Source organism: Roseococcus sp. GW821-FHT12F05 (assembly GCF_058806835.1).
Genome location: NZ_JBXAQB010000016.1, coordinates 13,230 through 38,975, shown reverse-complemented (window position 1 = coordinate 38,975; position 25,746 = coordinate 13,230). Strand labels below are relative to the sequence as shown.

Sequence of the window (25,746 nt, the reverse complement as noted above, 5' to 3'; positions counted from 1 at the left end):
GCTGGCGCCCTCGTCCCGTGCCCGCCTAGGCCTTCGGCAGCCGCACCGTGAAGCGGGCGCCCAGCACCTTGCCGTCGGCGTCCCTGCGGTTCTCCGCGCCGATCCGTCCGCGCAGCCCCTCGATGATCTGCTTCGAGATGGAGAGGCCCAGCCCCGAATGCTGGCCGAAGCGCTCGCCGCGGGGGCGCTCGGTGTAGAATCGGTCGAAGATGCCTTCGAGCTTGGCGTCGGGGATGCCGGGCCCCTCGTCCTCGACGGTGAGCTCGACCTCGTTCGCGGTCTCGCGGGCCCGGAGCCAGACGTTGCCGTTCTCCGGGCTGAAGGAGACGGCGTTGCCCAGCAGGTTGCGGATCACCTGCACGAGGCGGTCCTCCACCCCCATCGCGACCAGCTTCTCCGGGGCCTCCAGATGCATCTCCGGATCGTTCGGCTGGCGCGTCGTGTTGTGCAGCTCGACCAGCACGGCGAGGATCGGGCCGATATCCACCGGCTCGGCGATGGTGCGCGAGAGCTCGGCATCGACCCGCGAGCTGTCGGAGATATCGCCGATCAGCCGGTCCATCCGCACCGCGTCATTGGCGATGATGGAGAGCAGCCGGCGCTGCTGCGCGGGATCCTCCACGCGGCGCAGCGTCTCGATGGCGCTGCGCACGCTGGTGAGCGGGTTCTTCAGCTCGTGCGCGACATCGGCGGCGAAGCGCTCGTTGGCGTCGATCCGCGCCCAGAGCGCGCGGGCCGCGGCCTGCAGGTCACGCGAGAGCACGCCGATCTCGTCGCGCCGCTCCAGCAGGCCGGCCGGCACGCTGCCGGTGCGGCCCTTGCCCTGCCGCATCTCCGCTGCGGCGCCGGCGAGCTGCAGGATCGGCGTGGCGATCGTGCGCGCGAGATAGAGCGAGACGGCGACCGTCAGGATCAGCGCGAGGACGAAGAGGCCGAGCACGCTGGCGCGGATCTCGAAGAGGCGCTCGTCCACCTCGCGCGCCTCGCGCGTCAGCAGCACGATGCCGACGGCTTGGGCGCCGCGCCGCGCGGGCTCGGCGACGGAGACCAGCAGGCGGCCGTCGGGCGTGCGGCGGATATAGGGCGTGACGCCACCCTCCAGCGCCAGGCGCAGCTCGGCCTGGCGCTCCGGGCCGAGGTCGGGCTGCCAGTCGAAGCTCTGCGCGTCGGGCGTGGTGTCGAGCACGACGGGGTTGCGCGACTGGCTGGGCAGCAGGCCGAGCACCCGCTCGTAGAGGCCGGAGACAGAGTCCGAGAGCGCCCCGCGCGAGACCGGCGCCGGCAGTGGCTCGGTGACGACGGCGCCGCCCACCGCCTCGCGCACGCGGCTGTCGGCGACCACGAGGCCGGCCGTGTCGAAGAGCCGCGCCTGGGTGTTGGGCGAGGGCTCGACGAGGCGGCGCAGCAGCGGCCGCGCCTGTTCGGGCACAAGCACGGCGCGGTCGTCCTGGATGCGGACGGCGGCCTCGGCGATGGCGCCGGCATAGATGCGCGCCTGGTTGCGCATGGCCTCGACCTCGGCGGCCAGCAGCCCGTTCTGGTACTGGTCGAGGTAGAGCAGCGCCGCGGCCAGCAGTGCCGGCGGCAGCGCGTTCACCAGCAGGATGCGCCGCAGCAGCGGCGAGACCCAGCGGCGGCGGGTCCGCTCCGGGACCGGGCCGGCCTCGTCGGGCTTGAGCAGGGGAGCTTCGGGCATGGTCAGAAGCCCATCAGCAGGGTGTCGAGGGCGCGGATGATCTCGTCGCGGTGCTCGGCGAGGGTGCCGACGGGGCGGCCGAGCTCGCGCTTCGGCACGGCCGTCAGGTAGTGCGTCATCATCGCGACCTCCTCCCCCGCCACCTCGAAGAGCGGCGTGAGGTCGCGGATCACGGGCAGCGCGGACGTCGGCGGGAGCAAGGGCACGATGATCCTTGAGGGCAAGGCTTCGAGCCAGTCAGACTGGACGTCGAGGAGATACCCCGGGCCACGCTTCGGCCGATAGAGGTCGAAGCGTGCCATCGTCAGAACATGCGGTATGCGGCGAGCGGCAGGCCGTTTTCCTCGACCCACTTGTTGTGGGCCTCGATCGCCTCGCGGTTCTCCTCCAGCCAGCGGCGGGCCTTTTCCGCACGGACCGCCTCGCGCAAGGCCTTCGCTGCGATGGCGGCCGCGTCGAGGCCGAGCGCCTCGGCTTCCGCAAAGGGCGTCTGGGTCTCGGCAAAGCCGGGCTGCAGGTCGGGCCGGAGCTCGGCGGGCGAGAGGCCGGTGGCGCGGGCGACCTCGCCCACCCGGGCCGGCGGCACGCTGCGCCATTGCGCCACCGAGGCGCTGGCGAGGCCGAGCGCCCGGGCCAGGGCGTTGACGCCCCCTGCCCGCTCGATCGCCCTGGAAAGGCCGGAATCCCGCATGCCCCTCAGCTAGCCGAAAGCCTCGCGAATCACAAGGTAAATCCTGACAGGATCAGCCTAGCGCACCGCCCCCCAGCGCCGCATGGCCAGCCCGTAGAGCCGCGGCCCCACCAGCGCCAGCGCCGCCAGGATCAGGATGGCGAGGCTGCCCGGCCGGGTCACGAAGGTGGTCCAGTCGCCCTCGCTGATGGTCATGGCCTGGCGCAGCGCCTGCTCGGCCATGGGCCCCAGGATCATGCCGATCACGACAGGCGCCACCGGGAAGTCGAAGCGGCGCATGAACATGCCAATGATGCCGATGCCATAGAGCAGCAGCAGGTCGGTGATGGAGTTCGAGATGCCGTAGGTGCCGATCGTCGCGAAGACCAGGATTCCCGCATAGAGCTGCGGCGTCGGGATCTTCAGGATCTTCACCCAGAGCCCGATCAGCGGCAGGTTCAGCACCACCAGCATGACGTTGGCGATGAAGAGGCTCGCGATCAGCGTCCAGACCAGCTCGGCCTGGGTCTGGAAGAGCAGCGGCCCCGGCTGGATGCCGTAGCTCTGGAAGGCGGAGAGCATGATGGCCGCCGTCGCGCTGGTCGGCAGTCCCAGCGTCAGCATGGGCACGAGGATGCCGGCCGCCGCCGCGTTGTTCGCCGCCTCCGGCCCGGCCACGCCCTCGATGGCGCCGGTCGTGCCGAATTCGTGCGCGTGCTCGGGCGCGACCAGCTTCCGCTCGGCGTAGTAGCTGAGCATGGTCGGCATCTCCGTGCCGCCGGCCGGCATCACGCCGAAGGGGAAGCCGAGCCCGGCGCCGCGGATCCAGGGCCAGAAGCTGCGCTTCAGGTCGGATTTCGACAGCCAGAGGCTCCCCACCGGCAGCACCTGCAGCTTCCCCTCGACATGGTGCCAGGCCATGTACAGCGCCTCGGCGACGGCGAAGAGCGCGACCGCCACGAGCACCACGTTCACTCCGTCGAAGAGCTCCGGCAGGCCGAAGGTCATGCGCGGCTGGCCCGTCTGCAGGTCGATGCCCACCAGGCCCAATGTCAGGCCGAAGAACAGGCTGACCATCCCCCGCAGCGGCGAGCCGCCCAGCAACGCCGAGACCGTGACGAAGCAGAGCAGCATCAGCGAGAAATACTCGGCCGGCCCCAGCAGCAGGGCGAAGTCCACGATGACGGGGCCGAGGAAGGCGATGCCCAGCGTGCCCACCACGCCCGCCACGAAGCTGCCGATGGCGGCCGTCGCCAGCGCCGGCCCGGCCCGGCCGCTGCGCGCCATCTTGGCGCCCTCCAGCGCGGTGATGATGGAGCCGGATTCGCCCGGCGTGTTCAGCAGGATCGAGGTCGTGCTGCCACCGTACATCGCGCCGTAGAAGACGCCGCAGAAGAGGATGAAGGCCCCCGTCGCGCTCACCTGGTAGGTGATGGGCAGCAGCAGCGCGATGGTCAGCGCCGGCCCGATGCCCGGCAGCACGCCCACCGCCGTGCCGAGGAAGCAGCCCAGCAGCGCCCAGGCGAGGTTGCTCAGGCTGAGGGCGTGGGAGAAGCCCAGGGACAGTCCGTTGATCGCTTCCATCAGACCGGCTCCTGGCCCATCAGCCGCAGGATGAAACCCTCGAGCAGCCCAGCCCCGATATTCACGCCGAGCCCCTGCACGAAGAGGAACCAGACCAGCAGCGTCAGCGGCAGCGCGATCAGCAGGTCGCGCGCCATGGAGCGGCTGCCGAAGGCGGCGGCCACCAGCACGAACTGCACGGAAGCCGCGATGGAGAAGCCGGCCGGCCCGATCAGGATCAGGTTCGCTGCCAGCCCGGCGAAGAGGAAGCCCAGCGCCCGCCAGTTGGGCGGCCCGGCCTCGGCCAGTTCGGCGATCCCGTGCGACCACCCGCCGCGCAAGGCGGAGATGACCAGCCCAAGGCCCAGCATCGTCAGCCCGGCCGCGACGACATAGGGAATCGCCTTGGGGCCGACCTGCGCATAAAGCGGCGAGACCGGAATCGCCCAGGCCTGCCAGAAGCCGATGAGGCCGAAGCCCAGGACGGCGAGCCCGGCGAACAGGTCGGGCCACGGGATTCGGGATGTCATCGAGATCAGCGATTCCTCAGTTCTTTGCTTCTTGGCAGCTTGCGACGGAGAGTCACCTGTCCGGTACATGGCTTCGCTGTCATGCGGTGACATCAGCCGCGATCCGGCGCAGGTTGCAAGCATGGACCCCGACGCCGCAAGCATCATCGGCCTCTACCAGAGCCATGCCGTGGCCTTCGACACGCAACGCGGGAAAAACCTGTTCGAGCGGGGATGGCTGGACCGGTTCGCAGCCCTCCTCCCGCCGGGCGGCGCCGTGCTGGACCTGGGCTGCGGCTCGGGGGAGCCGATTGCGCGGCACCTGCTGGAATCAGGTTTCCGGGTGACGGGCGTCGATTCCGCGCCCGCGATGATCGCCATGTGCCGGACACGCTTCCCGGACCAGGATTGGCAGGTGGCCGACATGCGCGGCCTCGCGCTCGGCCGGCGCTTCGACGGCCTCCTCGCCTGGGGCAGCTTCTTCCACCTGGGCCACGACGACCAGCGCCGCATGTTTCCCGTGTTCCGCGACCACGCCGCGGCGGGCGCGGCGCTGATGTTCACGAGCGGCCCGTCCCAGGGAGTGGCGATGGGAAGTTTCGAGGGCGAGCCCCTCTTCCACTCCAGCCTGGATCCGGCCGAGTACCGGGCCCTGCTGGAGGCGAACGGCTTCCGGGTGATGGCCCACCGCGCCGAGGATCCGGACTGCGGCGGGCACACCGTGTGGCTCGCCCAACAGGGCGATCAGGCGGCGACGAGCGCCGGGTAGTCCGTGTAGCCCTTCGCCGTGCCGCCGTAGAAGGTCGCGGTATCAGGCGCGTTCAGCGCCGCGCCCGTCTTCAGCCGCTCGGGAAGGTCCGGATTGGCGAGGTAAGGCACGCCGAAGGCCACGAGGTCGGCGAGGCCGGAGCCGATATCCGCGTTCGCCCGCGCCAGGTCGTAGCCGCCATTCAGGACCAGCGTGCCCTTGTAGTGCGCGCGGATCAGCGCCGGCACGTCGAAGCCGGGCTTGGTGTCGAAGATGTGCAGATAGGCGAGCTTCCGCTTCGTCAGCTCCCTCGCGACATAGGCGAAGGTCGCCTCCGCGTCGGGATCGTCGATGTCGTTGAACTTGCCGCCCGGGCTCAGCCGCACGCCCACGCGGTCGGCGCCGATCGCGGCGATGGCATCGTCGGTCGCGGCCAGCAGGAAGCGCGCGCGCTTCTCGACGGAGCCGCCCCACTCGTCGGTGCGGTGGTTGGTGTTGGGGCTCAGGAACTGGCTCGGGAGGTAGCCGTTGGCGCCGTGGATCTCCACGCCGTCCAGCCCGGCCTCGCGGGCGAGATGCGCGGCGCGGCCATAGGTCTCGGCCAGCGGCGCGATCTCGGAGGCGTCCAACGCGCGCGGCTCGCCATAGGGCTTCATGCCCGCATGCGTGTAGATCTCGCCGGACTTGGCGATGGCCGAGGGCGCCACCGGCTGCCCGCCATCGAGGAAGTCGCTGCGCGAGATGCGGCCCGTGTGCATGAGCTGCACGAAGATATGCCCGCCCCTGGCGTGCACGGCCTCGGCCACCTTGCGCCAGCCCTCGACATGCTCCGGCGCGTAGAGGCCGGGGATGTCGATGTAGCCGCGGCCCGAGGCGTCCGGGGTCGTGCCCTCGGTCACGATCAGCCCGGCGCCGGCGCGCTGGGCGTAGTATTCGGCGTTGAGCGCATTGGGCGTCTGGCCCGGCGTGCGGTTGCGGGTCATCGGCGCCATGACCAGGCGGCTGGGCAGATCCAGCGCGCCGAGGCGGACCGGCGAGAAGAGGGTGTTCGTCATCACAGTCTCCATGCGAAAGGGAACGCGACGTTCCCTTTCCCGCAGACTGGTTATGGGGTTGTCATCCGGGAAATCAGCCCCCGTGATGACGCTCATTCACCCCGCGAGGCCGAGCTCCTTCAGCACAGTCTCGGTGGCCGCGATGTCGGCGGCGAGGAAGCGCTCGAACTCGGGGCCGGCGAGGAAGGCGTTGTCCCAGCCGCGCGTCTCCAGCAGTTCCTTCCAGGCCGGCAGCTCCACGAGGGCGGTGATGTAGCCCGTCAGCGCCGCCTTCTGGTTCGCGTTGATCCCGGGCGCGCCGAAGACGCCGCGCCAGTTGGCGATCACGACATCCATGCCGGATTCCTTGAGCGTCGGGATGTTCGGCTCGCTGCGGGTCTCGCCGGTGGTGGCCAGGGCGCGCATCCGGCCCGCGCGGATCTGCTCGGCGAATTCCGAGTAGCCGGAGATGCCGCACTTCACCTGCGCGCCGAGGATCGCCGCCTGGGCCGGACCGCCGCCCGCGAAGGCCACGTAGCTGCCCTCGCGCGCGCTGCGGCCGAGCGCCCGCAGGATCAGGCCGAGGGTGATGTGGTCCGTGCCGCCGGCGCTGCCGCCGGCGACCGAGGTGCCGCCGGGATTGGTGCGGAAGGCGTTCAGCAGGCCGGCGATATCCTGGATGTCGGACTGCGCCGGCACGACCACGACGCCGACCTCCTGCGTCATGCGCGCGATCGGCGTGACGCTGGAGAGGCCGAGCGGCGAGCGGTTGGTCAGCACCGCGCCCACCATGATGGAGCCCGAGACCATCAGCGCGTCGCCGCGGCCGCGGCGCTGCGCCACGAAGCGCGGCAGGCCGACAATGCCGCCGGCGCCGCCGACATTCTCGAACTGGAAGTTGCCGACGAGGCCCGCCTGGCGGGACACCTGCTCGATGGCGCGGCCGAGCCCGTCCCAGCCGCCGCCGGGGCCGGCCGGGATGAACATGTTCATGTTGGCGAAGCGCGGCGCAGCGCTCCCCTGGGCGGAAGCATGGGGCGCGGCGGCCAGCGGCGAGAGCGCGGCGGCGGCCAGGACGGATCGGCGATTCATGGGCTCGGCCCTTTCTTGACGTGTTCCGGGGCTTTTCCCGCCGGCATCGGGTTCGCCGCAGAATTGTTCCGGGACGGCGCGCCGCGCAACCGGGAGGTCCGGCGCGGCGATCGGGCCCGCTCCGGCGAAAAGGCCGGATTTCCGGGCGGTCCATCTATTTTCGTGCTTACGCATAGGATGCCGCAATCCTCAACGTACTGATTACAATTGCGATAGCTCGCTGCATTGCAGCGGGGAAAGACCTTGCGATACGGCAATGTCTGGCCCCAAGCTGCTGTATCCAAGGCAAACGGGGCGCCCAGATGTCCGAAAACGAGAAGAAAGATCCCCGCCTGACGCGCCGACTGCTGGTCGCCCGGGTGGCAAGCGGGGCTGGCCTGACCGCCGCCGCCTTGGCGGCGGCCTCCAGCCCGGCCGAAGCCCAGCCCCGCACCGGCATCACGGACAACGACCCGAACGATGGGCCTGGCCGCGGGCGCGGCGGCTATCGCGGCCGGACCGGCATCACCGACAACGACCCCAGCGACGGGGCCGGCAATGGGCGTGGCGGCTATCGAGGGGGCCGGACCGGCATCACCGACAACGATCCCAACGACGGCCCCGGCAACGGACGTGGCGGCTACCGTGCCCCACCCGCCCGTCGCGGCACCGGAATCACCGACAACGATCCGAGCGACGGGCCCGGCAATGGGCGCGGCGGCTATCGAGGGGGCGGCTATACGGGCCGCACCGACCGAGACCCGTCGGACGGTCCGGGCCGGGGCCGCTACTAGGCGACGGCCACTGGACAACCGAAGCGCATCTTCGCCGTTGAGTTGCCACGATCGGCAGCTTTGATCGCAGCAACTCAAAAAGGAAGAACCCATTGGGAGACCGTCTATCCCGCCGCCTGCTGGTCCTTCGCGCCGCGGCACTCGGCGGGACCGGAGCGGCGGTCACGGCCTGCGTGCCGCCGCCGGCCCCGGGCTATTACCCGCAGCCCGTGCGCGGCACCGGCATCACCGACGCCGATCCGAATGACGGCCCCGGCAACGGGCGCGGCGGCGGCTACCGCCGCGGCACCGGCATCACCGACGCGGATCCCAACGACGGCCCTGGCAACGGGCGCGGCGGCGGCTACCGCCGCGGCACCGGCATCACCGACGCGGATCCCAACGACGGCCCCGGCAACGGGCGCGGCGGCGGCTACCGCCGCGGCACCGGCATCACCGATGCCGACCCGAATGACGGACCCGGCAACGGACGTGGCGGGAACCGCGGATATCGCACCGGCCGCTCCGACGCCGACCCCTATGATGCGCCTGGCCGCGGCCGCTACTAGCGGGCGAATCGCCGAAGCGGCCCCCCTCTCAGCAGATGCCGCCGGGGCCATCGGCATCGTCGGCACCTGCGCTAAGCTGCCCTCGAACAACTCGCCGGAATGCCTGATGGATACGCCGATCGACCAGGGCCCCATGGATCAAGGACTGACGGAAGCTGCCTTCGCCCTCGCCTTTCCGGGCCTGGAGGTGGACGAGGTGCTCGCGCTGCGCGAGGGCCTGGACTGGCGGCATTTTCCCGCGCCCGATCCGAAGCGGTTCGATCATCTGCTCAGCGTTGCCGCGCTCGATGCGCATCTGCGCACCGACGGCGCGCGCAGCCCGCGCATCTCCATGGCCGACGAATCCCGCAACGGCAGCGCCGGCGTGCCCGAGCACGAGTTCACCCTGCCCGACGGCCGCGTGGACCTGCCCAGCCTGCTGATGCGCTTCGATGCCGGCGCCTCGCTCGTCGTCTCGCAATTCCACGAGACCCACCCGCCGCTCGCCGATTTCTGCCGCGGGCTGGAGCGGCTGTTCCTGCATGGCGTGCAGGCCAACATCTACCTCACGCCGCCCGCCGCGCAGGGCTTCCGGACGCATTTCGACACGCATGACGTTTTCGTCCTGCAGATCGAGGGCCGCAAGCGCTGGCGCGTCTGGGACGGCGAGCGGCTGGCCCGCCCCACGCGCCGCACACCCTGGCCCGGCAACATGCTGCCCGAGGGCGAGCCGCACGAGGTCATGATGTCGCCGGGCGACGTGCTCTACATCCCGCGCGGCGTGATGCACGACGCGGCCACGCTGCCCGGCGAGCGGTCGCTCCACGTCACGCTCGGCCTGCTGGAGGCGAGCTGGGCCCAGGCCATCCGCAGCCTCGTCGACGAGCTGGAGCTCAGCGATCCCGTGCTGCGCGAGAGCGTGCCCACCTGGCGCATCGGCGAGGCGGACCTGTTCGCGGCGCTCGCCGCCCGGCTCAACGGCATGGCGAAACCCGAGCATGCCGGGCGCCTCACCAACCTGCTGCTGAAGCAGCTCGCCGCCGACCGCCAGCCCCTGCCCGCCCGCGGCCTCTTCGCGCCCATGCCGGAGGGCGCGCTGCGCCTCGCCGAGGGCATGCACACCCACCTCGTCCAGGCCGATGACGGCGCGGCGACGCTGTTCTGGACCGGCGGGACGGTGGATCTCACGCCGGAACAGGCCGCGACGCTGGCGGCCCTCAGCGAGGGCGCGGAGCCGGAGGACCGGGAATTCACGGGAAGGCTCTGGCGGATGGGCCTGCTGGAGCCGGCCTGACGCTCACTCCAGCCGGATGTTGCGGCGGCGGATGAGCTCCGCCCACTTCCGGCTTTCCTCGACCTGGTAGGCGGCGAACTCGGCCGGGCGGCCGCCGATCGCATCCATCGCGAGGGGCTCCAGCCGCGACTTCATCTCGTCGGACAGCATCGCCGTGCGCGCCTCGGCCGCGAGCCGGTCGAGGATCGGCTGCGGCGTGCCGGCGGGCGCGAAGAAGCCGAGATCGACGGTGGCGCGGTAGCCGGCCAGCCCGCTCTCGGCGACGGTCGGCACGTCCGGCATCTTGGCGCTGCGCTCGGTGCCGGTGATGGCCAGCGCGCGTAGCTCGCCGGAGCGCAGATAGGGCAGCGCCACCGCGGCATCGGCCAGCGAGATCGCGGATTCCCGCGTCATCACCGCCTGCGCCGCCTGCGCCGCCGAGCGGTAGGAGACGTGGGTCATCTGCGTGCCGGACATGTCCAGCATCAGCTCGACGCCCAGGTGGTTGGTGGCCCCGGCGCCGGAGGAGGCATAGGTGAGCTGTCCCGGCTGCGCCTTCGCCGCGTCGAGCAGATCGCGCAGCGACCGCCAGGGCGCCTGCGGATGGACGCAGACGAACATGGCGTTGGTCGCCAGCAGGCCGATGGGCGCGAAGGCGCGGTCGTTGTCGTAGGGCAGGCTGAGCAGCGGCGGCGCCATGGCGAAGGTGCCGTTGGGCGCGACGGCCAGCGTGTAGCCGTCCGGCCGCGACCGGGCGAGCGCGGCCATGCCGACGGTACCGGTCGCGCCCGCGCGGTTGTCGATAACGACGGACTGGCCCAGCGCCGGCGCGATCTGCTGCGCGAGCAGCCGCGCCAGGATGTCCGTCCCGCCGCCCGGCCCGAAGGGCACGATGATCGTGATGGATCGGCTGGGCCAGGCGGACTGCGCCGTCGCGCGGAGCGGCAGCCCCGCGCCTGCGGCGAACGCGCCCGAAAGGGCCAAGGTCCGGCGACGTGACGGCATGATGCGTTTCCCTGTTCTTCTGGTCCCGGCAGGCCAGGAATGGGAATGTTAGTATAACGACATGCCGCCGCGAAGCCGCCCTTCAGGGCCGCGCCTCCATCACGAGGTTGAAGGGCGTCTCCATCGCCAGGCGCACGCGGCTGAAGCCCGCCTCGCGCAGAATCTCCTTGAGTCGCGAGGGCCCTGCCTGCGCGCCGAGCGCCGCCGCCCCCGGCTGGTCCAGCGAGACGGGCGTGCAGATCATGGTCGATCCCGCATAGTAGAGACGCCCGACCGGATTGAGGTTGTCCTCCACGCGGTCACCGGCCCGCGGCTCGATGAGCATGAAGGTGCCGTCCGGCCGCAGCGACCGGCGGATGCGCGCGGCGATGCCGACAGGGTCGCCCATGTCGTGCAGCGCATCGAAGCAGGCGATGAGGTCGCAAGGCTCCAGCGCGAAATCGCCGGCGCCCGCGACGCCGAAGAAGGCGTTGTCCGCAACGCCGGCGAGGGCGGCCTCCTGGGTGGCGCAGGCGATGGAGGCCGCGTGGTCGTCGAAGCCGAAGAAGCGCGAGTTCGGGAAGGCCCGGGCCATCAGCACGATGGGCACACCATGCCCGCAGCCGATATCGGCGACGACCCCACCCTCGGTCAGCCGCTGCACAACGCCGTCCAGCGCGGGCAGCCAGTCCTGTAGCAGATGCGCCTCGTAGCCGGCACGGAAGAAGCGCGCCATGCCGGTGAAGAGGCAGTTGCAGCGCGCGCCGTAGCCCGCGCCGCGGCCGGCCGGCTCGCGGAAGGCGCGGGCGACCTTGGGCTGGTCCAGCACGTTGGCGGCCGCGATCTCGAAGGCGCCGAGCAGATAGACCGGGCTGTCAGGGCGCGCGAAAACCATCGCCTGCTCGGGCGTCATCAGGAAGGTCGCGCTCGTCGCATCGTAGTTCAGGTAGCCGGCGGCGGCATGGGCGTTCAGCCATTCGCGTAGCAACCGCTCGTAGACGCCGGTGCGCTCCGCGAGCTGCACCGAAGTCATGGACCCGGCGCCGTCGAGGGCGGCGTAGAGGCCGAGCTCGTCGCCGAGACGCACCAGCGGCACGGCCATCGCCGCGCCCAGGTCGCCCAGCATGCGGCCGACGAATTCGTTCAGCGCCTGGGGATCGGGCGCGGCGGGGATAGGGGTCATTCCGTCCATGGTGGCTCTCCTCGTTGGATGAGCGCTGGGTAGGGGAGAGCGGTCGGCGGCTGAATGACGGCGCTGCCGGAAAACTTGACCGATCGTCCATCTTCCCGCGAAGGGTGCTCCGGCAAGGCGTTCGGGGGAGAGGATGGAGGCGGACGCGTTCTCGGAGGTGCTGCGCGCCGTCCGGCTGACGGCCGCGATCTTCTTCCGCGTGGACGTGCGCGGCGAATGGGTGGCGGAGACGCCGCCTTCCGCCGCCTGCGCGCCCTTCGTCCTGCCGCGCGCGCAGCACGTCATCGAGTACCACGTCATCGCCGAGGGCAGCTGCTGGGCAGGGCCGTTGGGCGTCGAGCCCGTGCGGGTGGAGGCGGGCGACGTCATCGCCTTCCCACAGGGCGATGCGCATGTGCTCGCGAGCAGGCCCGGCCTGCGCGACGCGACCGACTACACGGATTTCTACCGGAACGCCGGCCAGGCGCGAACGCCCTTCACGGTCTCGATCGGCGAGGGCAACCAGGTCAGCGGCCGCATCGTCTGCGGCTTCCTCGGCTGCGATGCGCGGCCCTTCAACCCGCTGCTCGGCGCGCTGCCGCGCATGCTGCACCTCCGCCGCGGCGACGGCGGGGATGGGCCCTGGCTGGAGCGCTTCCTCGAGGCGGCGCTGGTGGAATCCGAGCAGCAGCGCATGGGCCGGGATTCCATGCTGACGCGGCTCAGCGAGCTCATGTTCGCCGAGCTGATCCGCCGCCATGCCGAAGCCCTGCCGTCCGGCGGCACCGGCTGGTTCGCCGGGCTGCGCGACCCGCATGTGGGCCGCGCGCTCAACCTGCTGCATGCGTGGCCGGCGGAGCCCTGGACGCTGGAGGCGCTGGCGCGCGAGGTGGCGCTCTCGCGCTCTTCGCTGGCCGAGCGCTTCACGCGCCTCGTGGGACAGCCGCCGGTGCAATATCTGGCCCAATGGCGCATGCAGCTCGCCGCCGGAAGGCTCGCCGAGGGCGGCCGCGTGGGCCAGGTGGCGCTGGAGGTCGGCTACGATTCCGAGGCCGCATTCAGCCGCGCCTTCTCCAGGCTGGTGGGCATGCCGCCGGGCGCATGGCGGCGCTCTCGCGAAGCGACGCCCGCCGTGAGAAGCTGATCCCATGACCGACCGCCTCGACGCCGCCCTCGCCAAGCTTCCGCGCACATATCCCGGCCCGGGCGGCGCAGTCGCGGTGCTGCGGGACGGCGAGATCCTCGCGCGCCACGCCTGGGGCTGGGCCAATGCCGAGCGGCGCATCCCCTTCACGCCGCGCACGCTGTTCCGCATGTGCTCCATCACCAAGCAGTTCACCTGCGCGGCGCTGTTGGACCTCTTCCCCGATCCCACGGTGCTGGACGGTGATATCAGGGAAAAGCTGCCGCTGCTGGAGGGCCCGGCGCCCTCGGCCCTGCATCTCTGCCACAACCAGTCCGGCCTGCGGGACTACTGGGCGGTGGCGATGCTGCACGGCTCGCCCGTGGAGGCGCCCTTCGGCGACGCGGAAGCCGCGCGCGTGATCGGCGGCACGCGCTCGCTGCATTTCGCGCCGGGCACGCGCTACTCCTACGTGAACCAGAATTTCCGGCTGCTGTCGGACCTGCTGCAGGAGCGGGCCCAAAGGCCCTTCGCCGACCTGCTGCGCGAGCGCGTCTTCGATCGCGCGGGCATGGAGACCGCCCTCCTCGCCGCCGACACGCGCGCCCTGCCCGACGGAACCGAGGGCTACGAAGGCACCCAGACCGGCGGCTTCCGGGCGGCGGAGAACCGCATCCTCTGGACGGGCGACGCCGGGCTCGGCGCCTCGCTCGACGACATGATCGCCTGGGAGCGCCACATCGACGCGACGCGCGACGATGCGGATTCGCTTTACGGCCGGATCGCCGCGCCAGTCGGCTTCGCGGATGGCGCGGAGGCGCCCTATGGCTTCGGCCTGGGGCGCGGCACGGATTTCGGCCGCGCGCACACCAGCCATGGCGGCGCGCTGCGCGGCTGGCGCAGCCATCGGATGTATATGCCGTCGGAGCGTGTCTCCGTCGTCGTGATGTTCAACCATTTCGGCGACGCGCATGGCGCCGCGCTGGACCTGCTGGCCGCCGTGCTCGGCGAGGAGCGGCCCTCGGCCGACACCAGCCTGCCCGCCCCGGCCTGGCTCGGCGCCTATGTCGAGCCGGAGACCGGGCTTTCCGCGCGGGTCGAGAATGTCGCGCCCGGTCAGCTTCTGCTGCGCTTCGGCCATTCGCCCGAACGCCTCGACCTCTCCGCCGACGGCACCGCGGGCAACGGACGCACGAAGCTGCGAATGGAACGAGACGGCCTTTGGATGGACCGGCCGCAGGAGAATTTCGCCGCGCGCCTGCAGGCCGTCTCGGGCGAGCCGAAGGTCGATCTCGGCGGCCGCTACCGCTGCGCCGAGCTCGAGGCTGAGGTCTCCATCGTGGAGAGCGGCGGCACGCTCTATGGCGGCTTTTCCGGCTTCCTCGGCCAGGGGCGCATGGAGCTGCTGAACCCGATCGCACCCGACCTCTGGGCCCTGCCCTGCCCGCGCGCGCTGGACCACACGCCGCCCGGCGACTGGACGCTGGCCTTCCGGCGCGACGCTTCCGGCAAGCCGACAGGTGTCGAGGTCGGCTGCTGGCTCGCGCGGCGGCTGACCTACGAGAAAATCTAACGCGCCTCGCCTGGCGTGATCCCGAAGGCGGCCCGAAAGGCCGCGCCGAAGGCCGGCGCGCTGGCATAGCCCACCGCCGCCGCCGCCCGCGCCGGCGTCGCGCCCTGGGCCAGCAGCGCGGCCGCCTCGGCGAGGCGCAGCGTCTGCCGCCAGCGGGCGAAGCCCATCCCCGTCTCGGCATGGAACAGCCGTGCCAGCGTGCGCGCGCTGGCGCCGCAGCGGGCGGCCCAATCCTCCAGCGTCAGGTCGCTCGCCGGATCGCTCGCCAGCGCCTCCGCAAGCCGCTTCAGCCGGATGTCGCGCAGCGCGGGCACGCCGAAGGGCAGCCGCGGCGCGCGCGCCACCTCCTCGGCGATCAGCGCCGCGAGGTGGCCGCCGCGGCCCGCCTCGTCCCATTCCAGCGGCTCGGCGCAGGCCGCCAGGATCAGCTCGCGCAGCAGCGCCGAGACGCCGAGCACGGCGGGCACCTGCTCGCCCACATCGGCCGCGTCGGCGCGGAAGAACAGCGCGCGCATGGCCACGCGTCCCTGGCTGCGCACCTCATGCGCCATCTCCGCCGGCACCCAGAGCGCGCGGCCGGGCGGCACCACGAAATGCGCGGCCGTGGTGTCCACGCGCATCACGCCCTCGATCGCGTAGAGCAGCTGCGCGCGGGCATGGTCGTGCCAGCCGGTGGTCTCGCCCTCCACATAGTCGCGCGCGAAGGCGGCGAGCGGGCGGTCCACCTTCTCCTGGGCGATGGTGCGAGGGTTCTGGCCGAATCGCGACATAACTCGTCCGGACGTTGAGAAGCGGACAGGTTATTCCTCGGGGCAACGAAAGGAAACCATGGTCATGTCTCCCGCCACCCGGCAGATCTGCCTCATCAACGCCTCGCATCTCTTCACCCATTACGGCCTGCTGATCCTCGCGACGGCGGTGCTCGCCATGGTCCAGCAGGACGGCGAGATCTTCGGCACCGCCTATGGCCCGATCCTCACCCTCGGCACGGCGATGTTCGTGGTCTACGGACTCGGCGCGCTGCCCATGGGCTGGATCGCCTCCAAGGTTGGCCGCAAGGCGATGATGACGGCCTTCTTCTTCGGCTCGGGCGCCGGCATGGCGGCCGCTGGCTTCGCCTCCGGGCCGCTCGGCCTGGCCGTCGCGCTGGTCGTGATGGGCGGCTTCTCGGCCATCTACCATCCGATCGGCACGGCCATCATCGCCGAGGCCGGCGGCAATCGCGTGGGCCGCGCGATGGGCATCAACGGCGTCTTCGGCAATGTCGGCGTGGCGCTGGCGCCCGTGGTGACGGCCTTCGTCGCGGCGCAGCTGGGCTGGCGCTACGCCTTCATCCTGCCGGGGCTGGCCTGCATCGCCGTCGGCTTCGTCTACCTGCGCGAGCCGCCCTTCGACGCGAAGAAGGCCGGCGTGCAGACCCGCCCCTTCCCGGACATCCCGGCACAGGTGGTGCGGCAGGCGCTCATCTCGCTGCTGACCGTCGGCGCGGTGTCGGGGCTGGTCTTCAACGCCTTCACCCTGCTGCTGCCCAAGCTCATGCAGGAGCGGCTGGCCGGCAATCCGGACCTGCTGCCGGTCGTGGGGCTACTGGCCTTCCTGGCAACGATCTGCGGCGGCATCACGCAATACACGGTGGGCCAGATGATCGACCGCAAGACGCTGAAGTCGGTCTTCATGCCGCTGGCGCTGATCCTGGTGCCGAGCCTGCTGGCGCTGTCCTTCCTGGACGGCTGGGTGGTGCTGCCGGTCTCGGCGCTGGTGGCCTCGGCGATCTTCGGCCAGGTGACAGTGAACGAGACCATGACCGCGCGCTACATCGCGCCCGAGTTGCGCGCGAAGATCTACTCCATCCGCTTCACGGTGGGGTTCCTGGGCGCGGCTTTGGCCTCGCCGATCGTGGGTTTCCTGCACGAGGCCACGGGCAATCTCGCGCTGGCGATGGTGGTGCTGTCGGGCTTCGGGATGGTGACGCTGGTCTGCGCGCTGTGGTTCCCGAACCGGAAGGAGGAGCTGAAGCCGGAGTTGTGGAACGTGTCCGCAGCCCCGGCTCCCGCCGAGTAGAAAGGCCGCCCAGAAGCGGAGCGCCTATGCAGCATCCGGCCGCAAGTGCGGCCGGCGCCGCCCAAGCAACCGCGCCGCTGGGCACTCCAGCGGCGCGGTGAAGCCAAGGCGGCGGACGCCGCCGCCCGGCGCTTGAGGGCACTAAATCAAGTCGAAGCGGTCGGCGTTCATGACCTTCACCCAGGCCGCCACGAAGTCCTTCACGAACTTCGCCCTGGCATCGTTCTGCCCATACACCTCCGCGAGCGCACGGAGCTGCGAGTTCGAACCGAAGACGAGGTCGGCCCGGGTTGCCGTCCACTTCACCGCTCCCGTCTTGCGGTCGCGGCCCTCGAACTCCTCCGCACCCTCCGAGACCGGCGTCCAGACCGTGCCCATGTCGAGCAGGTTGACGAAGAAGTCGTTCGTCAGCGTGCCCGGCCGTTGCGTGAAGACGCCGTGCTGGGAATGCCCGGTATTGGCGTCCAGCGCGCGCATGCCGCCGACCAGCACCGTCATCTCCGGCGCCGTCAGCGTCAGCAGCTGGGCCCGGTCGATCAGGAGCTCCTCGGCCGTCACGGCGTAGCGGGTCTTCTGCCAGTTGCGGAAGCCGTCCGCGGCCGGCTCCAGCGGCGCGAAGGAGGCCACGTCGGTCTGGTCCTGCGACGCGTCGGTGCGGCCCGGCGCGAAGGGGACCGTCACGTCATGCCCGGCCTTCTTCGCCGCCTGCTCGACCGCGGCGCTGCCGCCGAGCACGATCAGGTCGGCGAGCGAGACCTGCTTCCCGCCGGAGGCCCCGGCGTTGAAGTCCTTCTGGATCCCCTCGAGCTTCGCCAGCACGCCCGCGAGCTGCTCCGGCTGGTTCACCGCCCAGTCCTTCTGGGGCGCAAGCCGGATGCGCGCGCCATTGGCGCCGCCGCGCTTGTCGGAGCCGCGGAAGGTCGAGGCGGAGGCCCAGGCGGTCGAGACCAGCTCGGCCGTGGACAGGCCGGAGGCGAGAATCTTCGCCTTCAGCGCCGTGATGTCCGCGGCGTCGACCGGCGGATGCGTGACGTGCGGGACCGGGTCCTGCCAGATCAGCTCTTCCGCGGGAATCTCCGGGCCGAGGTAGCGGGCGCGCGGCCCCATATCGCGGTGGGTCAGCTTGAACCAGGCCCGCGCGAAGGCATCGGCGAACTGGTCCGGGTTCTCGTGGAAGCGCTTGGAGATCGGCAGGTAGTTCGGGTCCACCTTCAGCGAGAGGTCCGTGGTCAGCATGGTCGGCAGGCGCTTCTTCGTGGGATCGAAGGGATCCGGGATGATCGCCTCCGCGCCCTTCGCCACCCATTGGTGCGCGCCGGCCGGGCTCTTGGTCAGCTCCCACTCGAAGCCGAACAGGTTGTCGAAGAAGCTGTTGCTCCATCGCGTGGGCGTCGTGGTCCAGATGACCTCCAGCCCGCTCGTGATCGCGTCGGCGCCCTTGCCGCTGCCGTAGCTGCTCTTCCAGCCAAGGCCTTGCTCCTCGATCGCCGAGCCCTCGGGCTCGCGGCCGACCAGCGCCGCATCGCCGGCGCCATGGGTCTTGCCGAAGCTATGGCCGCCGGCGATGAGCGCGACGGTCTCCTCGTCGTTCATCGCCATGCGGGCGAAGGTCTCGCGGATGTCCTTGGCGGCGGCGAGCGGATCCGGCGTGCCGTTCGGCCCTTCCGGATTCACGTAGATCAGGCCCATCTGCACGGCGGCGAGCGGGTTCTCGAGGTCACGGTCGCCGCTGTAGCGCTTGTCGCCCAGCCAGCTGTCCTCGGCGCCCCAGTAGATGTCCTCCGGCGGCTCCCAGACGTCGGGGCGGCCGCCGGCGAAGCCGAAGGTCTTGAAGCCCATCGACTCCAGCGCGCAATTGCCCGCGAGGATCATGAGGTCGGCCCAGGAGAGGCTGTTGCCGTATTTCTGCTTGATCGGCCACAGCAGACGGCGCGCCTTGTCGAGGTTGCCGTTGTCCGGCCAGCTGTTGAGCGGGGCGAAGCGCTGCGTGCCCGAGCCCGCGCCGCCGCGCCCGTCGCCGATGCGATAGGTGCCGGCGCTGTGCCAGGCCATGCGGATGAAGAGCCCACCGTAATGGCCGAAATCGGCAGGCCACCAGTCCTGCGAATCCGTCATCAGAGCGTAGAGGTCCTTCTTGACCGCCGCGAGGTCGAGCTTCTTGAACGCCTCGGCGTAGTTGAACCCCTCGCCCATGGGGCTGGGCAGGGACGAGTTCTGATGAAGGATCTTCAGGTTCAGCTGGTTCGGCCACCAGTCGCGGTTCGACTGGCTGCCCATGGTCGTGTGCTGGGTTCCGTGCGGGAACGGGCATTTGCCGGCGTTATCGATATTTCCGTCCATGACTTCTCTCCGATTCTGGCTTCTTGCTTCAGTGCGATCGCCGGGCCTGAAGGCCCGGCGGCGATCCTGCGTCGACCACGGGGCACGTCCCGAACCGGCCCGGACAGTGGCCGCGCGCCCGTGCGAATGGAAAGCATCCAGGAAGCCGACCGACACCCATGTGAGCTCCCTTCCTGCTTGCCATGCGGGGGGAGCTTGCGTCCCCCAACGCCATGCGGTCCAATGAATTATTCTAGTTCAAATGATCGCTTCCTTGCATGATCCTACCGTCCCCCCAACAGCTCCGCTATCTCACGGCACTCGCCGATCACGGGCATTTCGGCCGCGCCGCCACCGCCTGCGCCGTCACCCAATCCACGCTCTCCGCGGGCATCCTCGCGCTGGAGCGGCAGCTCGACGCGGCGCTGATCGAGCGCGGCGCGACCAAGCGGCCGGTCTTCACGCCGATCGGGCTGGAGGTGGTGTCCCGCGCGCGCTCGGCGCTCTCCGCGCTGGAGGCGGTGGCGGAGACCGCGGCCTCCTCGCGCGACCCGCTCTCGGGGCCGCTGCGTCTGGGCGTGATCCCGACCATCGGCCCCTTCCTGCTGCCGCGGCTCATGCCAGCGCTGCGCGCCGCCTTCCCGCGCCTCAAGCTCTACCTGCGCGAGGACATGACCGAGCGGCTGATGGCCCAGCTCGACCAGGGCAAGCTCGATCTCCTGCTGCTGGCGCTCCCCTGTGACTGCACGGCCGCCGAGATCGAGCCCATCGCGCCCGATCCCTTCCTGCTCGCCATGCCGGAGAACCACCGGCTCGCGCAGCTGCCGCAGGTGCCCATGGGCGCGCTGTCCGGCGAGCGCGTGCTGCTGCTGGAGGACGGCCATTGCCTGCGCGCCCAGGCCCAGGAGGCCTGCGGTCTGCCGCGCGGGCTCTCCACCGAAGGCTTCGCCGCGACGTCGCTGCACACGCTGGTGCAGATGGTGGCGGGCGGGCTCGGGCTGACCCTGCTGCCGCGCCTGGCCGTCGAGGGCGGCGTGCTGACCGGCACCGACCTCGTGGTCCGGCCCGTCGTGGCCGACACGCCCGGCGAGGCCACGCCGGCCCGCATGCTCGCGCTCGCCTGGCGCCCGCGCAGCCCGCGCGCGGCCGAGTTCCGGTCGCTGGCGCCGGCCATCGCCGAGGGGGTAGGCTGAGCCATGGATTTCGGACGGATTCTCGGCGCGGTGCTCAACGGCGCCGCGCAGCGGCCGCGGGCCCGCTCCACGCGCCGCGGTGCCGGCCCGCTCGGCATGAACCGGACGGAGACGCGCCAGGTCGGCCGCGCGATCGGCACGCTCGCCACCATCGCCATCGAGGCGCTGTCCCGCCCCTCGGCGCCCGAGCCGCGCCCCTACCCGCAGGAGCCGCCGGCCCGCCGCGCGCCGCCGCGCCGCATCCCCGACGTCACGCCGCGCGAGCCGCCGGCCGAGGTCGAGCTCTCCGCCGCCGCCGAGACCGCCGAGGCACGGCTCCTGCTGCGCGCCATGATCGCCGCCGCCCGGGCCGACGGCGCCGTGGACCGGGAGGAGCGCGCGACCATCGCGAAGCAGCTCGACGCCGCCGGGCTCACGCCCGCCGAGCGCGACCATGTCCTCGGCGATTTCGACCATCCCGCAAGCATCGAGGATCTTGCCCGCGGCGCGCACGATCCCATGCTGGCCGCGCAGCTCTACGCCGCCGCCTTCGGCGCCGCGGGCGAGCTCAGCCCGGACGAACGGGCTTGGCTCGACCGGCTGGGGATGGCACTGAGGCTCGACAAGACCGCCATCGCGGCCATCGAACGACGTTTGGGGGGTTAGGATGTTCACGCTGACCGACGCGCAGGCGCGCTTGCGCGATAACGCCCGCGAGCTCGCGCAGGAGGCGGCCGCCCAGGCCGCCGAGACGGACCGCAGCCTGCAATATCCCTGGCCCATGGTCCGCCGCATGACCGAAAATGGTTTCATGGGCCTGACCATCCCGCGCGAATGGGGCGGCCAGGGCGGCACCTATCTCGATGCGGTGCTCGTCGTGGAGGAGATGGCCAAGGCCTGCGCCGTCTGCGGCCGCATCGCCGTCGAGGCGAACATGGGCGCGGTCGGCGCCGTCATGGCCTACGGCACGCCGGCGCAGAAGCGCATCGCCGCCGAGCTGGTCCTGGCCGGCGACAAGCCCGCCATCTGCATCACCGAGCCCGAGGCCGGCTCCGCGGCCGGCGAGATGACCACCACCGCCGTCCGCAAGGGCGACACCTGGGTCATCAACGGCGTGAAGCACTGGATCACCGGCGGCGGCGTCTCGCGCCTGCACTTGATCTTCGCCCGCGCCATCGAGGACGGCGTCGAGCAGGGCATCGGCGGCTTCCTGGTCGTGCGCAACGGCGAGAACGATCCGGCGCAGCTGATCGTGAAGCGGCGCATCCCTTCCATGGGCCTCTGCGGCATGCCCGAGGCGGAACTGCACTTTTCCGAGCTCGAAGTGCCGGACACCATGGTCCTGCGCGCGCCGGGCGGCTTCAAGCGCGGCTTCGGCAAGCTGATGGACGCCTATAACGGCCAGCGTGTCGGCGCGGCCACGGCGGCGCTCGGCATCGCCACCGGCGCCTACGACCATGCGCTGGGTTTCGTGCAGAAGCGCCGCCAGTTCGGCCGTCCCATCGCGGAGTTCCAGGGCCTCGGCTGGATGCTGGCCGACATGTCCATCAAGCTGGAGGCGAGCCGCGCGCTCATCTGGCAGGCCGCGGCCTCGGCCGGCCCGAACGGCTTCCCCGACCGGCTGATGGCCGCCCGCGCGAAGGTGCTGGCCGCCGACAGCGCCGTCGAGGTCACCAACGCCGCGCTGCAGCTCTGGGGCGCGGCCGGCTATTCGCGCGAGAACCCGATGGAGCGCGCCGTGCGCGACGCGCGGATGTTCCCCATCGCCGGCGGCACCGCGCAGATCCTGCGCAACCAGGTGGCCGAGCAGTTGCTCGGCCGCAAGCTGCCGCAGACGCGCGACGGCATGCTGAAACTGGCGATGGACGAGGGCGCTAAGCTGGCGGCGGAGTAGGAGCTTTTTGCCCGCGGGCTTCAGACCTCCGGCGCCTTCGCGCCTCCGGTCATCCCGCGGGAGGCGCCCCGCTGCTCTTCTCGTTCTGCAGGCGCAGCTCGTCGCGGATCTCGCGCAGGAGCACCTCCTGCGCGGGCGGGCCGGCTTTCTTGCCGGCCTCCAGCCCGATGCGCGTCAGCACCTTGATCAGCCAGAAGACGGCGAAGCCCACGATCACGAACTTGATGATCGCGTTGATGAAGCGGCCGATGGCCAGCACCGCCGCACCGCCCTCGCGCGTGGCCTCCAGCGTCGGCCGCCGCTCGCCCACGATGACGAGGAAAAGATTCGAGAAGTCGATCCCGCCCAGCAGCAGGCCGAGCAGCGGGTTGAGCAGGTCCTCCACCATCGAGCTGACGACCGCGGTGAAGGCCGCGCCGATCACCAAGCCCACCGCGAGGTCGATGACGTTGCCCCGCATGATGAAGGCTTTGAAGTCCTTCAGCCATTGTGGCTGGGGGATGTTGATGGGCGCTTGCATGGCGCGTCTCCGTGCAGGTTTGGCCCATTCCAGCGGATGGGCCGTGACCGGCGCAAGCAATTGATTTGCTTCGCCGCTCGCCCGCAGGCATGACGCGAGAATGACCCGCCCGCCGATCGACCAGCAGATCACCTTCCTTTACGCCGAGGACGCCGAGGCCTCCTGGCGCTTCTATGAGGAGGTGCTCGAGCTGCCCCTCATCCAGGACCAGGGCATGGTGCGCATCTACCGCGTCGATGGCGGCCGCGCGCATCTCGGCATCTGCCGGGCCCGCGGCTCGCGCCTCTCGGACGATCCGCGCATCACCGGCGGCGTGATGTTCACGCTGGTGACGCAGGAGGTTGAGGCCTGGCACGCCTTCCTGACCGGCAAGGGAATGGACGTGCCGCCGCCGGCCTATTCGGACGCGCACGGCATCACGCATTTCTTCTTCCGCGACCCGGCCGGCTACACGCTCGAAGTCCAGCGCTTCGAGCGGCCGGACTGGCCGGGCTAGCCTTCCGACAGCCGCTGCAGCAGCGCCAGCAGGCTCGCGCGCTCGGCCGGCGTCAGCGCGGCCATCAGCGCCTCGTTCGCGCGCTGGCCGGCTTCCTGGGCCTCGCGCAGCAGCGCCTCGCCCTCGGGCGTGATGGTGAGCACGCGCATGCGGCGGTCCATCGGGTCGGCCGCCGTGCGGATGAGGCCGCGGTCGATGAGCCGGCGCACCACGCCTTGCACCGTCGCGGAATCCATGGCGGCCAGCCGCCCCAGGTGATTCTGCGTGGCGCGCCCCAGCTCCGAGAGCCGCACCAGCGTCGCGAATTGCGGCCCTGTCAGGCCCAGCCCCGCCGCGCATTCCTGGAACATGGACTGGTAGCGCTGATGCGCGCGCCGCAGGAGGTGTCCCGCCGAGGCGTCAAGCCGGTACATGGCCCTGTCCCGGGGCTGCTCCAAAGGCTCGGCTTCGTCGCAGATTTCGCTCATGAATCCCGGGTTTCCATGCACTTCGTCGCCCGCCGCGCTGTCCAAAGTCAAGAAAAGAAGCATGGAAAACGACCATTGCGCCGGGATTGACGTTTCTTTATTCCGGAAGCGACCCGCCGTCCGAGCGGTGCGAAAAACACGGGAGAGATTGATGTCCGATTCCAAGATCGGCGGCCGTCGCGGCCTGCTGAAGGCGTCCGCGGTCGCCGCCACGGGCGCGGCGGTTCTGGCGACGCCCAATGTCAGCCGCGCGCAGACCATGACGCTGCGCTTCCAGTCCACCTGGCCGCAGCGCGACATCTTCCATGAGTTCGCCCAGGACTACGTGACGCGCGTGAACAGCCTGGCCGGCAACCGCCTGCGCGTCGAGCTGCTCGCCGCCGGCGCCGTGGTCGGCGCCTTCCAGCTCATGGACGCCGTGCACACCGGCACGCTCGACGGCGGCCACGGCGTCTCGGCCTACTGGTTCGGCCGCAACAAGGCCTTCAGCCTCTTCGGCACCACGCCGCCCTGGTTCGGCGACGCCAACCAGATGCTCGGCTGGTTCTACTACGGCGGCGGCGAGGCGCTCTACAAGGAGCTGCTGCACGACGTGTTGCGCCTCAATGTCGTGGGCTTCATGTCGGCGCCGATGCCGACGCAGCCGCTCGGCTGGTTCCGCAACCCGATCGAGCGCGCCGACCAGATCCGCGGCCTGCGCTATCGCACCGTCGGCCTCGCGACCGACCTCTTCCAGGAGATGGGCGCGGCCGTGGTGGCGCTGCCGGGCGGCGAGATCGTGCCCGCGCTGGAGCGCGGCGTCATCGACGCGGCCGAGTTCAACAACCCCTCCTCGGACCGCGTGCTCGGCTTCCCCGACGTCGCCAAGAACTTCTACATCCAGAGCTACCACCAGGCGGTGGAGTGCTTCGAGATCCTCTGGAACCGGCCCAAGATCGAGGCCCTTCCCGCCGAGCAGCAGGCCATCCTGCGCATCTCCGCCGAGGCCGCGTCCGCGGACATGTCGTGGAAGTCGCAGGACCGCTACTCGCGCGACCTGCTCGCCATGGCGCAGACCCAGGGCGTCAACGTGCGCCAGACGCCGCGGCCCATCCTCGACGCGCAGCTCCAGGCCTGGGACCGCGTGATCGCCAAGATGGAGGGCGACAACAGCGCGCCCGTCAACGGCCCGCTCTTCAAGAAGATCTGCGACAGCCAGCGCGACTGGTGCCGCCGCGTGGGCAACTTCTACCTGCGCTACACGGTCAGCCCGGTGGTCTCCTACAACCACTTTTTCGCCCAGCGCTGAGCTCGTTCCGATTACGCTGACATGGCCCGGGGGCAATCCCCGGGCCAATTTGCTGCCAAACAGGGGGCGGGGAACTTGACCGACAGCATCTTCGTCATCGGGTTGGCGTGCCTTGTGGTCGCCGCGCTGATCGTCGGCATCGCCTTCGCAGGCAGCGCGCTGGTGGGCCGCGTGCTGCTGGCGGTGGACAAGCTCTCCACGATCATCGGCCAGACCTTCGCCTGGTCCATCCTGCTGCTGACCTTCGCCATCACCTACGAGGTCATCGCCCGCAAATTCTTCGCCGCGCCGACCAACTGGGGCTATGACAGCCAGTACATGCTCTACGGCATCCTGTTCATGTTCGCCGGCGCCTATGCGCTGAGCCGGAACGGGCATGTCCGCGGCGACTTCCTCTACCGGATGATGTCTGCGCGGCGGCAGGCCATGCTCGACCTGCTGCTCTACATCCTGTTCTTCTTCCCCGCGATCTTCGCCTTCATGGTCGCCGGCTTCCACTTCTTCGAGCTGAGCCGGATGCAGAACGAGCACAGCATGTTCTCGCCCTCCGGCCCGATCATCTGGCCCTTCAAGGGCATCATCCCCATCGTCGGCTTTCTCCTCCTGCTGCAGGGCCTCGTCGAGGTGGTGCGCTGCGTGCGCTGCATCCGCGCCGGCGAATGGCCGCAGCGCCTCTCCGACGTGGAGGAACTCGATCAGATCATTCTCGCCAAGGCCGCCGAGAAGTCCCCGGAGGAGCTCGCGCGCGAGCTCGCCCAGGGCGACGCCGTGCTCCACAAGGGACACTGACGCC

At 70.7% G+C, this 25,746-nt stretch carries 26 protein-coding genes; 13 read left to right on the top strand and 13 right to left on the bottom strand.

Annotated features, from left to right (window positions below):
- Positions 1-25: 25 nt before the first annotated feature.
- Genes AC1ROY_RS27830 through AC1ROY_RS27810 form a run of 5 tightly spaced genes read right to left on the bottom strand, consistent with a single transcriptional unit; the run spans position 26 to position 4,459 of the window.
- The gene (locus tag AC1ROY_RS27830; RefSeq protein WP_493152187.1) at positions 26-1,696 is read right to left on the bottom strand and encodes a stimulus-sensing domain-containing protein; all 1,671 of its coding nucleotides are present in this window, start codon (positions 1,694-1,696) and stop codon (positions 26-28) included.
- Between the two features lie 2 nt (positions 1,697-1,698).
- Complete coding sequence (locus AC1ROY_RS27825) at positions 1,699-1,998, bottom strand: CcdB family protein (RefSeq protein WP_493152186.1); 300 nt, start codon at positions 1,996-1,998, stop codon at positions 1,699-1,701.
- 2 nt (positions 1,999-2,000) lie between these two features.
- Complete coding sequence (locus AC1ROY_RS27820; RefSeq protein ID WP_493152185.1) at positions 2,001-2,387, bottom strand: type II toxin-antitoxin system CcdA family antitoxin; 387 nt, start codon at positions 2,385-2,387, stop codon at positions 2,001-2,003.
- A gap of 57 nt (positions 2,388-2,444) precedes the next feature.
- Complete coding sequence (locus AC1ROY_RS27815) at positions 2,445-3,950, bottom strand: tripartite tricarboxylate transporter permease (protein WP_493152184.1); 1,506 nt, start codon at positions 3,948-3,950, stop codon at positions 2,445-2,447.
- Complete coding sequence (locus tag AC1ROY_RS27810; protein ID WP_493152183.1) at positions 3,950-4,459, bottom strand: tripartite tricarboxylate transporter TctB family protein; 510 nt, start codon at positions 4,457-4,459, stop codon at positions 3,950-3,952. Before AC1ROY_RS27810 ends, AC1ROY_RS27815 begins: the two co-directional genes overlap by 1 nt.
- A 121-nt stretch (positions 4,460-4,580) precedes the next feature.
- On the opposite strand from AC1ROY_RS27810, the gene AC1ROY_RS27805 reads away from it, so the two are divergent.
- Positions 4,581-5,207, top strand: a complete 627-nt coding sequence (locus AC1ROY_RS27805; RefSeq protein ID WP_493152182.1) for a class I SAM-dependent methyltransferase — start codon at positions 4,581-4,583, stop codon at positions 5,205-5,207.
- Here AC1ROY_RS27805 and AC1ROY_RS27800 read toward each other — a convergent pair.
- Together AC1ROY_RS27800 and AC1ROY_RS27795 are read right to left on the bottom strand one after the other, a co-directional pair.
- Positions 5,183-6,241 carry an alkene reductase gene (locus AC1ROY_RS27800; RefSeq protein WP_493152181.1) on the bottom strand — a complete coding sequence of 353 codons (1,059 nt, stop codon included), beginning with the start codon at positions 6,239-6,241 and terminating at the stop codon, positions 5,183-5,185. The two genes, AC1ROY_RS27805 and AC1ROY_RS27800, sit on opposite strands and share 25 nt — an antisense overlap.
- A 96-nt stretch (positions 6,242-6,337) precedes the next feature.
- Complete coding sequence (locus AC1ROY_RS27795; RefSeq protein ID WP_493152180.1) at positions 6,338-7,312, bottom strand: Bug family tripartite tricarboxylate transporter substrate binding protein; 975 nt, start codon at positions 7,310-7,312, stop codon at positions 6,338-6,340.
- Positions 7,313-7,614: 302 nt separating this feature from the next.
- Between AC1ROY_RS27795 and AC1ROY_RS27790 the strand changes: the two genes are divergently transcribed.
- The 3 genes from AC1ROY_RS27790 to AC1ROY_RS27780 all read left to right on the top strand — a co-directional run bounded on the left by AC1ROY_RS27790 (position 7,615) and on the right by AC1ROY_RS27780 (position 9,906).
- Positions 7,615-8,085: a hypothetical protein gene (locus tag AC1ROY_RS27790; protein WP_493152179.1), complete on the top strand. Its 471-nt coding sequence runs from the start codon at positions 7,615-7,617 to the stop codon at positions 8,083-8,085.
- A 92-nt stretch (positions 8,086-8,177) separates the two neighbouring features.
- Complete coding sequence (locus AC1ROY_RS27785) at positions 8,178-8,633, top strand: hypothetical protein (protein ID WP_493152178.1); 456 nt, start codon at positions 8,178-8,180, stop codon at positions 8,631-8,633.
- A 106-nt stretch (positions 8,634-8,739) separates the two neighbouring features.
- Positions 8,740-9,906, top strand: coding sequence for a cupin domain-containing protein (locus AC1ROY_RS27780; protein ID WP_493152177.1), 1,167 nt, complete (start codon positions 8,740-8,742; stop codon positions 9,904-9,906).
- A gap of 3 nt (positions 9,907-9,909) precedes the next feature.
- Here AC1ROY_RS27780 and AC1ROY_RS27775 read toward each other — a convergent pair whose 3' ends face one another.
- Together AC1ROY_RS27775 and AC1ROY_RS27770 are read right to left on the bottom strand one after the other, a co-directional pair.
- Complete coding sequence (locus tag AC1ROY_RS27775; protein ID WP_493152176.1) at positions 9,910-10,890, bottom strand: Bug family tripartite tricarboxylate transporter substrate binding protein; 981 nt, start codon at positions 10,888-10,890, stop codon at positions 9,910-9,912.
- A gap of 82 nt (positions 10,891-10,972) precedes the next feature.
- Positions 10,973-12,061: a class I SAM-dependent methyltransferase gene (locus AC1ROY_RS27770; RefSeq protein ID WP_493152175.1), complete on the bottom strand. Its 1,089-nt coding sequence runs from the start codon at positions 12,059-12,061 to the stop codon at positions 10,973-10,975.
- 133 nt (positions 12,062-12,194) lie between these two features.
- Here AC1ROY_RS27770 and AC1ROY_RS27765 point away from each other — a divergent pair, with 133 nt between their 5' ends.
- On the top strand, positions 12,195-13,184 hold the full coding sequence (locus AC1ROY_RS27765) for an AraC family transcriptional regulator (protein ID WP_493152174.1): 990 nt from the start codon (positions 12,195-12,197) through the stop codon (positions 13,182-13,184).
- 4 nt (positions 13,185-13,188) lie between these two features.
- A complete protein-coding gene (locus tag AC1ROY_RS27760; protein WP_493152173.1) occupies positions 13,189-14,736 on the top strand; it encodes a D-aminopeptidase in 1,548 nt (515 codons plus the stop codon).
- Here AC1ROY_RS27760 and AC1ROY_RS27755 read toward each other — a convergent pair.
- Positions 14,733-15,506 carry an AraC family ligand binding domain-containing protein gene (locus tag AC1ROY_RS27755; protein WP_493152172.1) on the bottom strand — a complete coding sequence of 258 codons (774 nt, stop codon included), beginning with the start codon at positions 15,504-15,506 and terminating at the stop codon, positions 14,733-14,735. The two genes, AC1ROY_RS27760 and AC1ROY_RS27755, sit on opposite strands and share 4 nt — an antisense overlap.
- A 64-nt stretch (positions 15,507-15,570) precedes the next feature.
- Here AC1ROY_RS27755 and AC1ROY_RS27750 point away from each other — a divergent pair, with 64 nt between their 5' ends.
- Complete coding sequence (locus AC1ROY_RS27750; RefSeq protein WP_493152171.1) at positions 15,571-16,797, top strand: MFS transporter; 1,227 nt, start codon at positions 15,571-15,573, stop codon at positions 16,795-16,797.
- Between the two features lie 141 nt (positions 16,798-16,938).
- Here the strand turns inward: AC1ROY_RS27750 and katG are convergent, their stop codons facing one another.
- Positions 16,939-19,137 (bottom strand): catalase/peroxidase HPI, encoded by a 2,199-nt coding sequence (gene katG / locus AC1ROY_RS27745; protein ID WP_493152170.1) that lies wholly within the window; start codon positions 19,135-19,137, stop codon positions 16,939-16,941.
- Positions 19,138-19,394: 257 nt separating this feature from the next.
- Between katG and AC1ROY_RS27740 the strand changes: the two genes are divergently transcribed.
- The 3 genes from AC1ROY_RS27740 to acdA are packed head-to-tail and all read left to right on the top strand — an operon-like array spanning position 19,395 to position 22,182.
- Complete coding sequence (locus tag AC1ROY_RS27740; protein ID WP_493152169.1) at positions 19,395-20,309, top strand: LysR substrate-binding domain-containing protein; 915 nt, start codon at positions 19,395-19,397, stop codon at positions 20,307-20,309.
- 3 nt (positions 20,310-20,312) lie between these two features.
- Positions 20,313-20,954: a DUF533 domain-containing protein gene (locus AC1ROY_RS27735; protein WP_493152168.1), complete on the top strand. Its 642-nt coding sequence runs from the start codon at positions 20,313-20,315 to the stop codon at positions 20,952-20,954.
- A gap of 1 nt (position 20,955) precedes the next feature.
- Positions 20,956-22,182, top strand: a complete 1,227-nt coding sequence (acdA, locus tag AC1ROY_RS27730) for a 3-sulfinopropanoyl-CoA desulfinase (protein WP_493152167.1) — start codon at positions 20,956-20,958, stop codon at positions 22,180-22,182.
- Between the two features lie 49 nt (positions 22,183-22,231).
- Here the strand turns inward: acdA and mscL are convergent, their stop codons facing one another.
- Complete coding sequence (gene mscL, locus AC1ROY_RS27725; RefSeq protein WP_493152166.1) at positions 22,232-22,702, bottom strand: large conductance mechanosensitive channel protein MscL; 471 nt, start codon at positions 22,700-22,702, stop codon at positions 22,232-22,234.
- A gap of 100 nt (positions 22,703-22,802) precedes the next feature.
- Here mscL and AC1ROY_RS27720 point away from each other — a divergent pair, with 100 nt between their 5' ends.
- Entirely contained in the window at positions 22,803-23,198 is a 396-nt protein-coding gene (locus AC1ROY_RS27720; RefSeq protein WP_493152165.1) for a VOC family protein, read from the top strand.
- Here AC1ROY_RS27720 and AC1ROY_RS27715 read toward each other — a convergent pair.
- Positions 23,195-23,665, bottom strand: a complete 471-nt coding sequence (locus tag AC1ROY_RS27715) for a MarR family winged helix-turn-helix transcriptional regulator (RefSeq protein ID WP_493152164.1) — start codon at positions 23,663-23,665, stop codon at positions 23,195-23,197. The genes AC1ROY_RS27720 and AC1ROY_RS27715 overlap by 4 nt on opposite strands.
- A gap of 151 nt (positions 23,666-23,816) precedes the next feature.
- Here AC1ROY_RS27715 and AC1ROY_RS27710 point away from each other — a divergent pair, with 151 nt between their 5' ends.
- Entirely contained in the window at positions 23,817-24,953 is a 1,137-nt protein-coding gene (locus AC1ROY_RS27710) for a TRAP transporter substrate-binding protein (RefSeq protein WP_493152163.1), read from the top strand.
- A gap of 75 nt (positions 24,954-25,028) precedes the next feature.
- Positions 25,029-25,742: a TRAP transporter small permease subunit gene (locus tag AC1ROY_RS27705; RefSeq protein ID WP_493152162.1), complete on the top strand. Its 714-nt coding sequence runs from the start codon at positions 25,029-25,031 to the stop codon at positions 25,740-25,742.
- Positions 25,743-25,746: the final 4 nt, after the last annotated feature.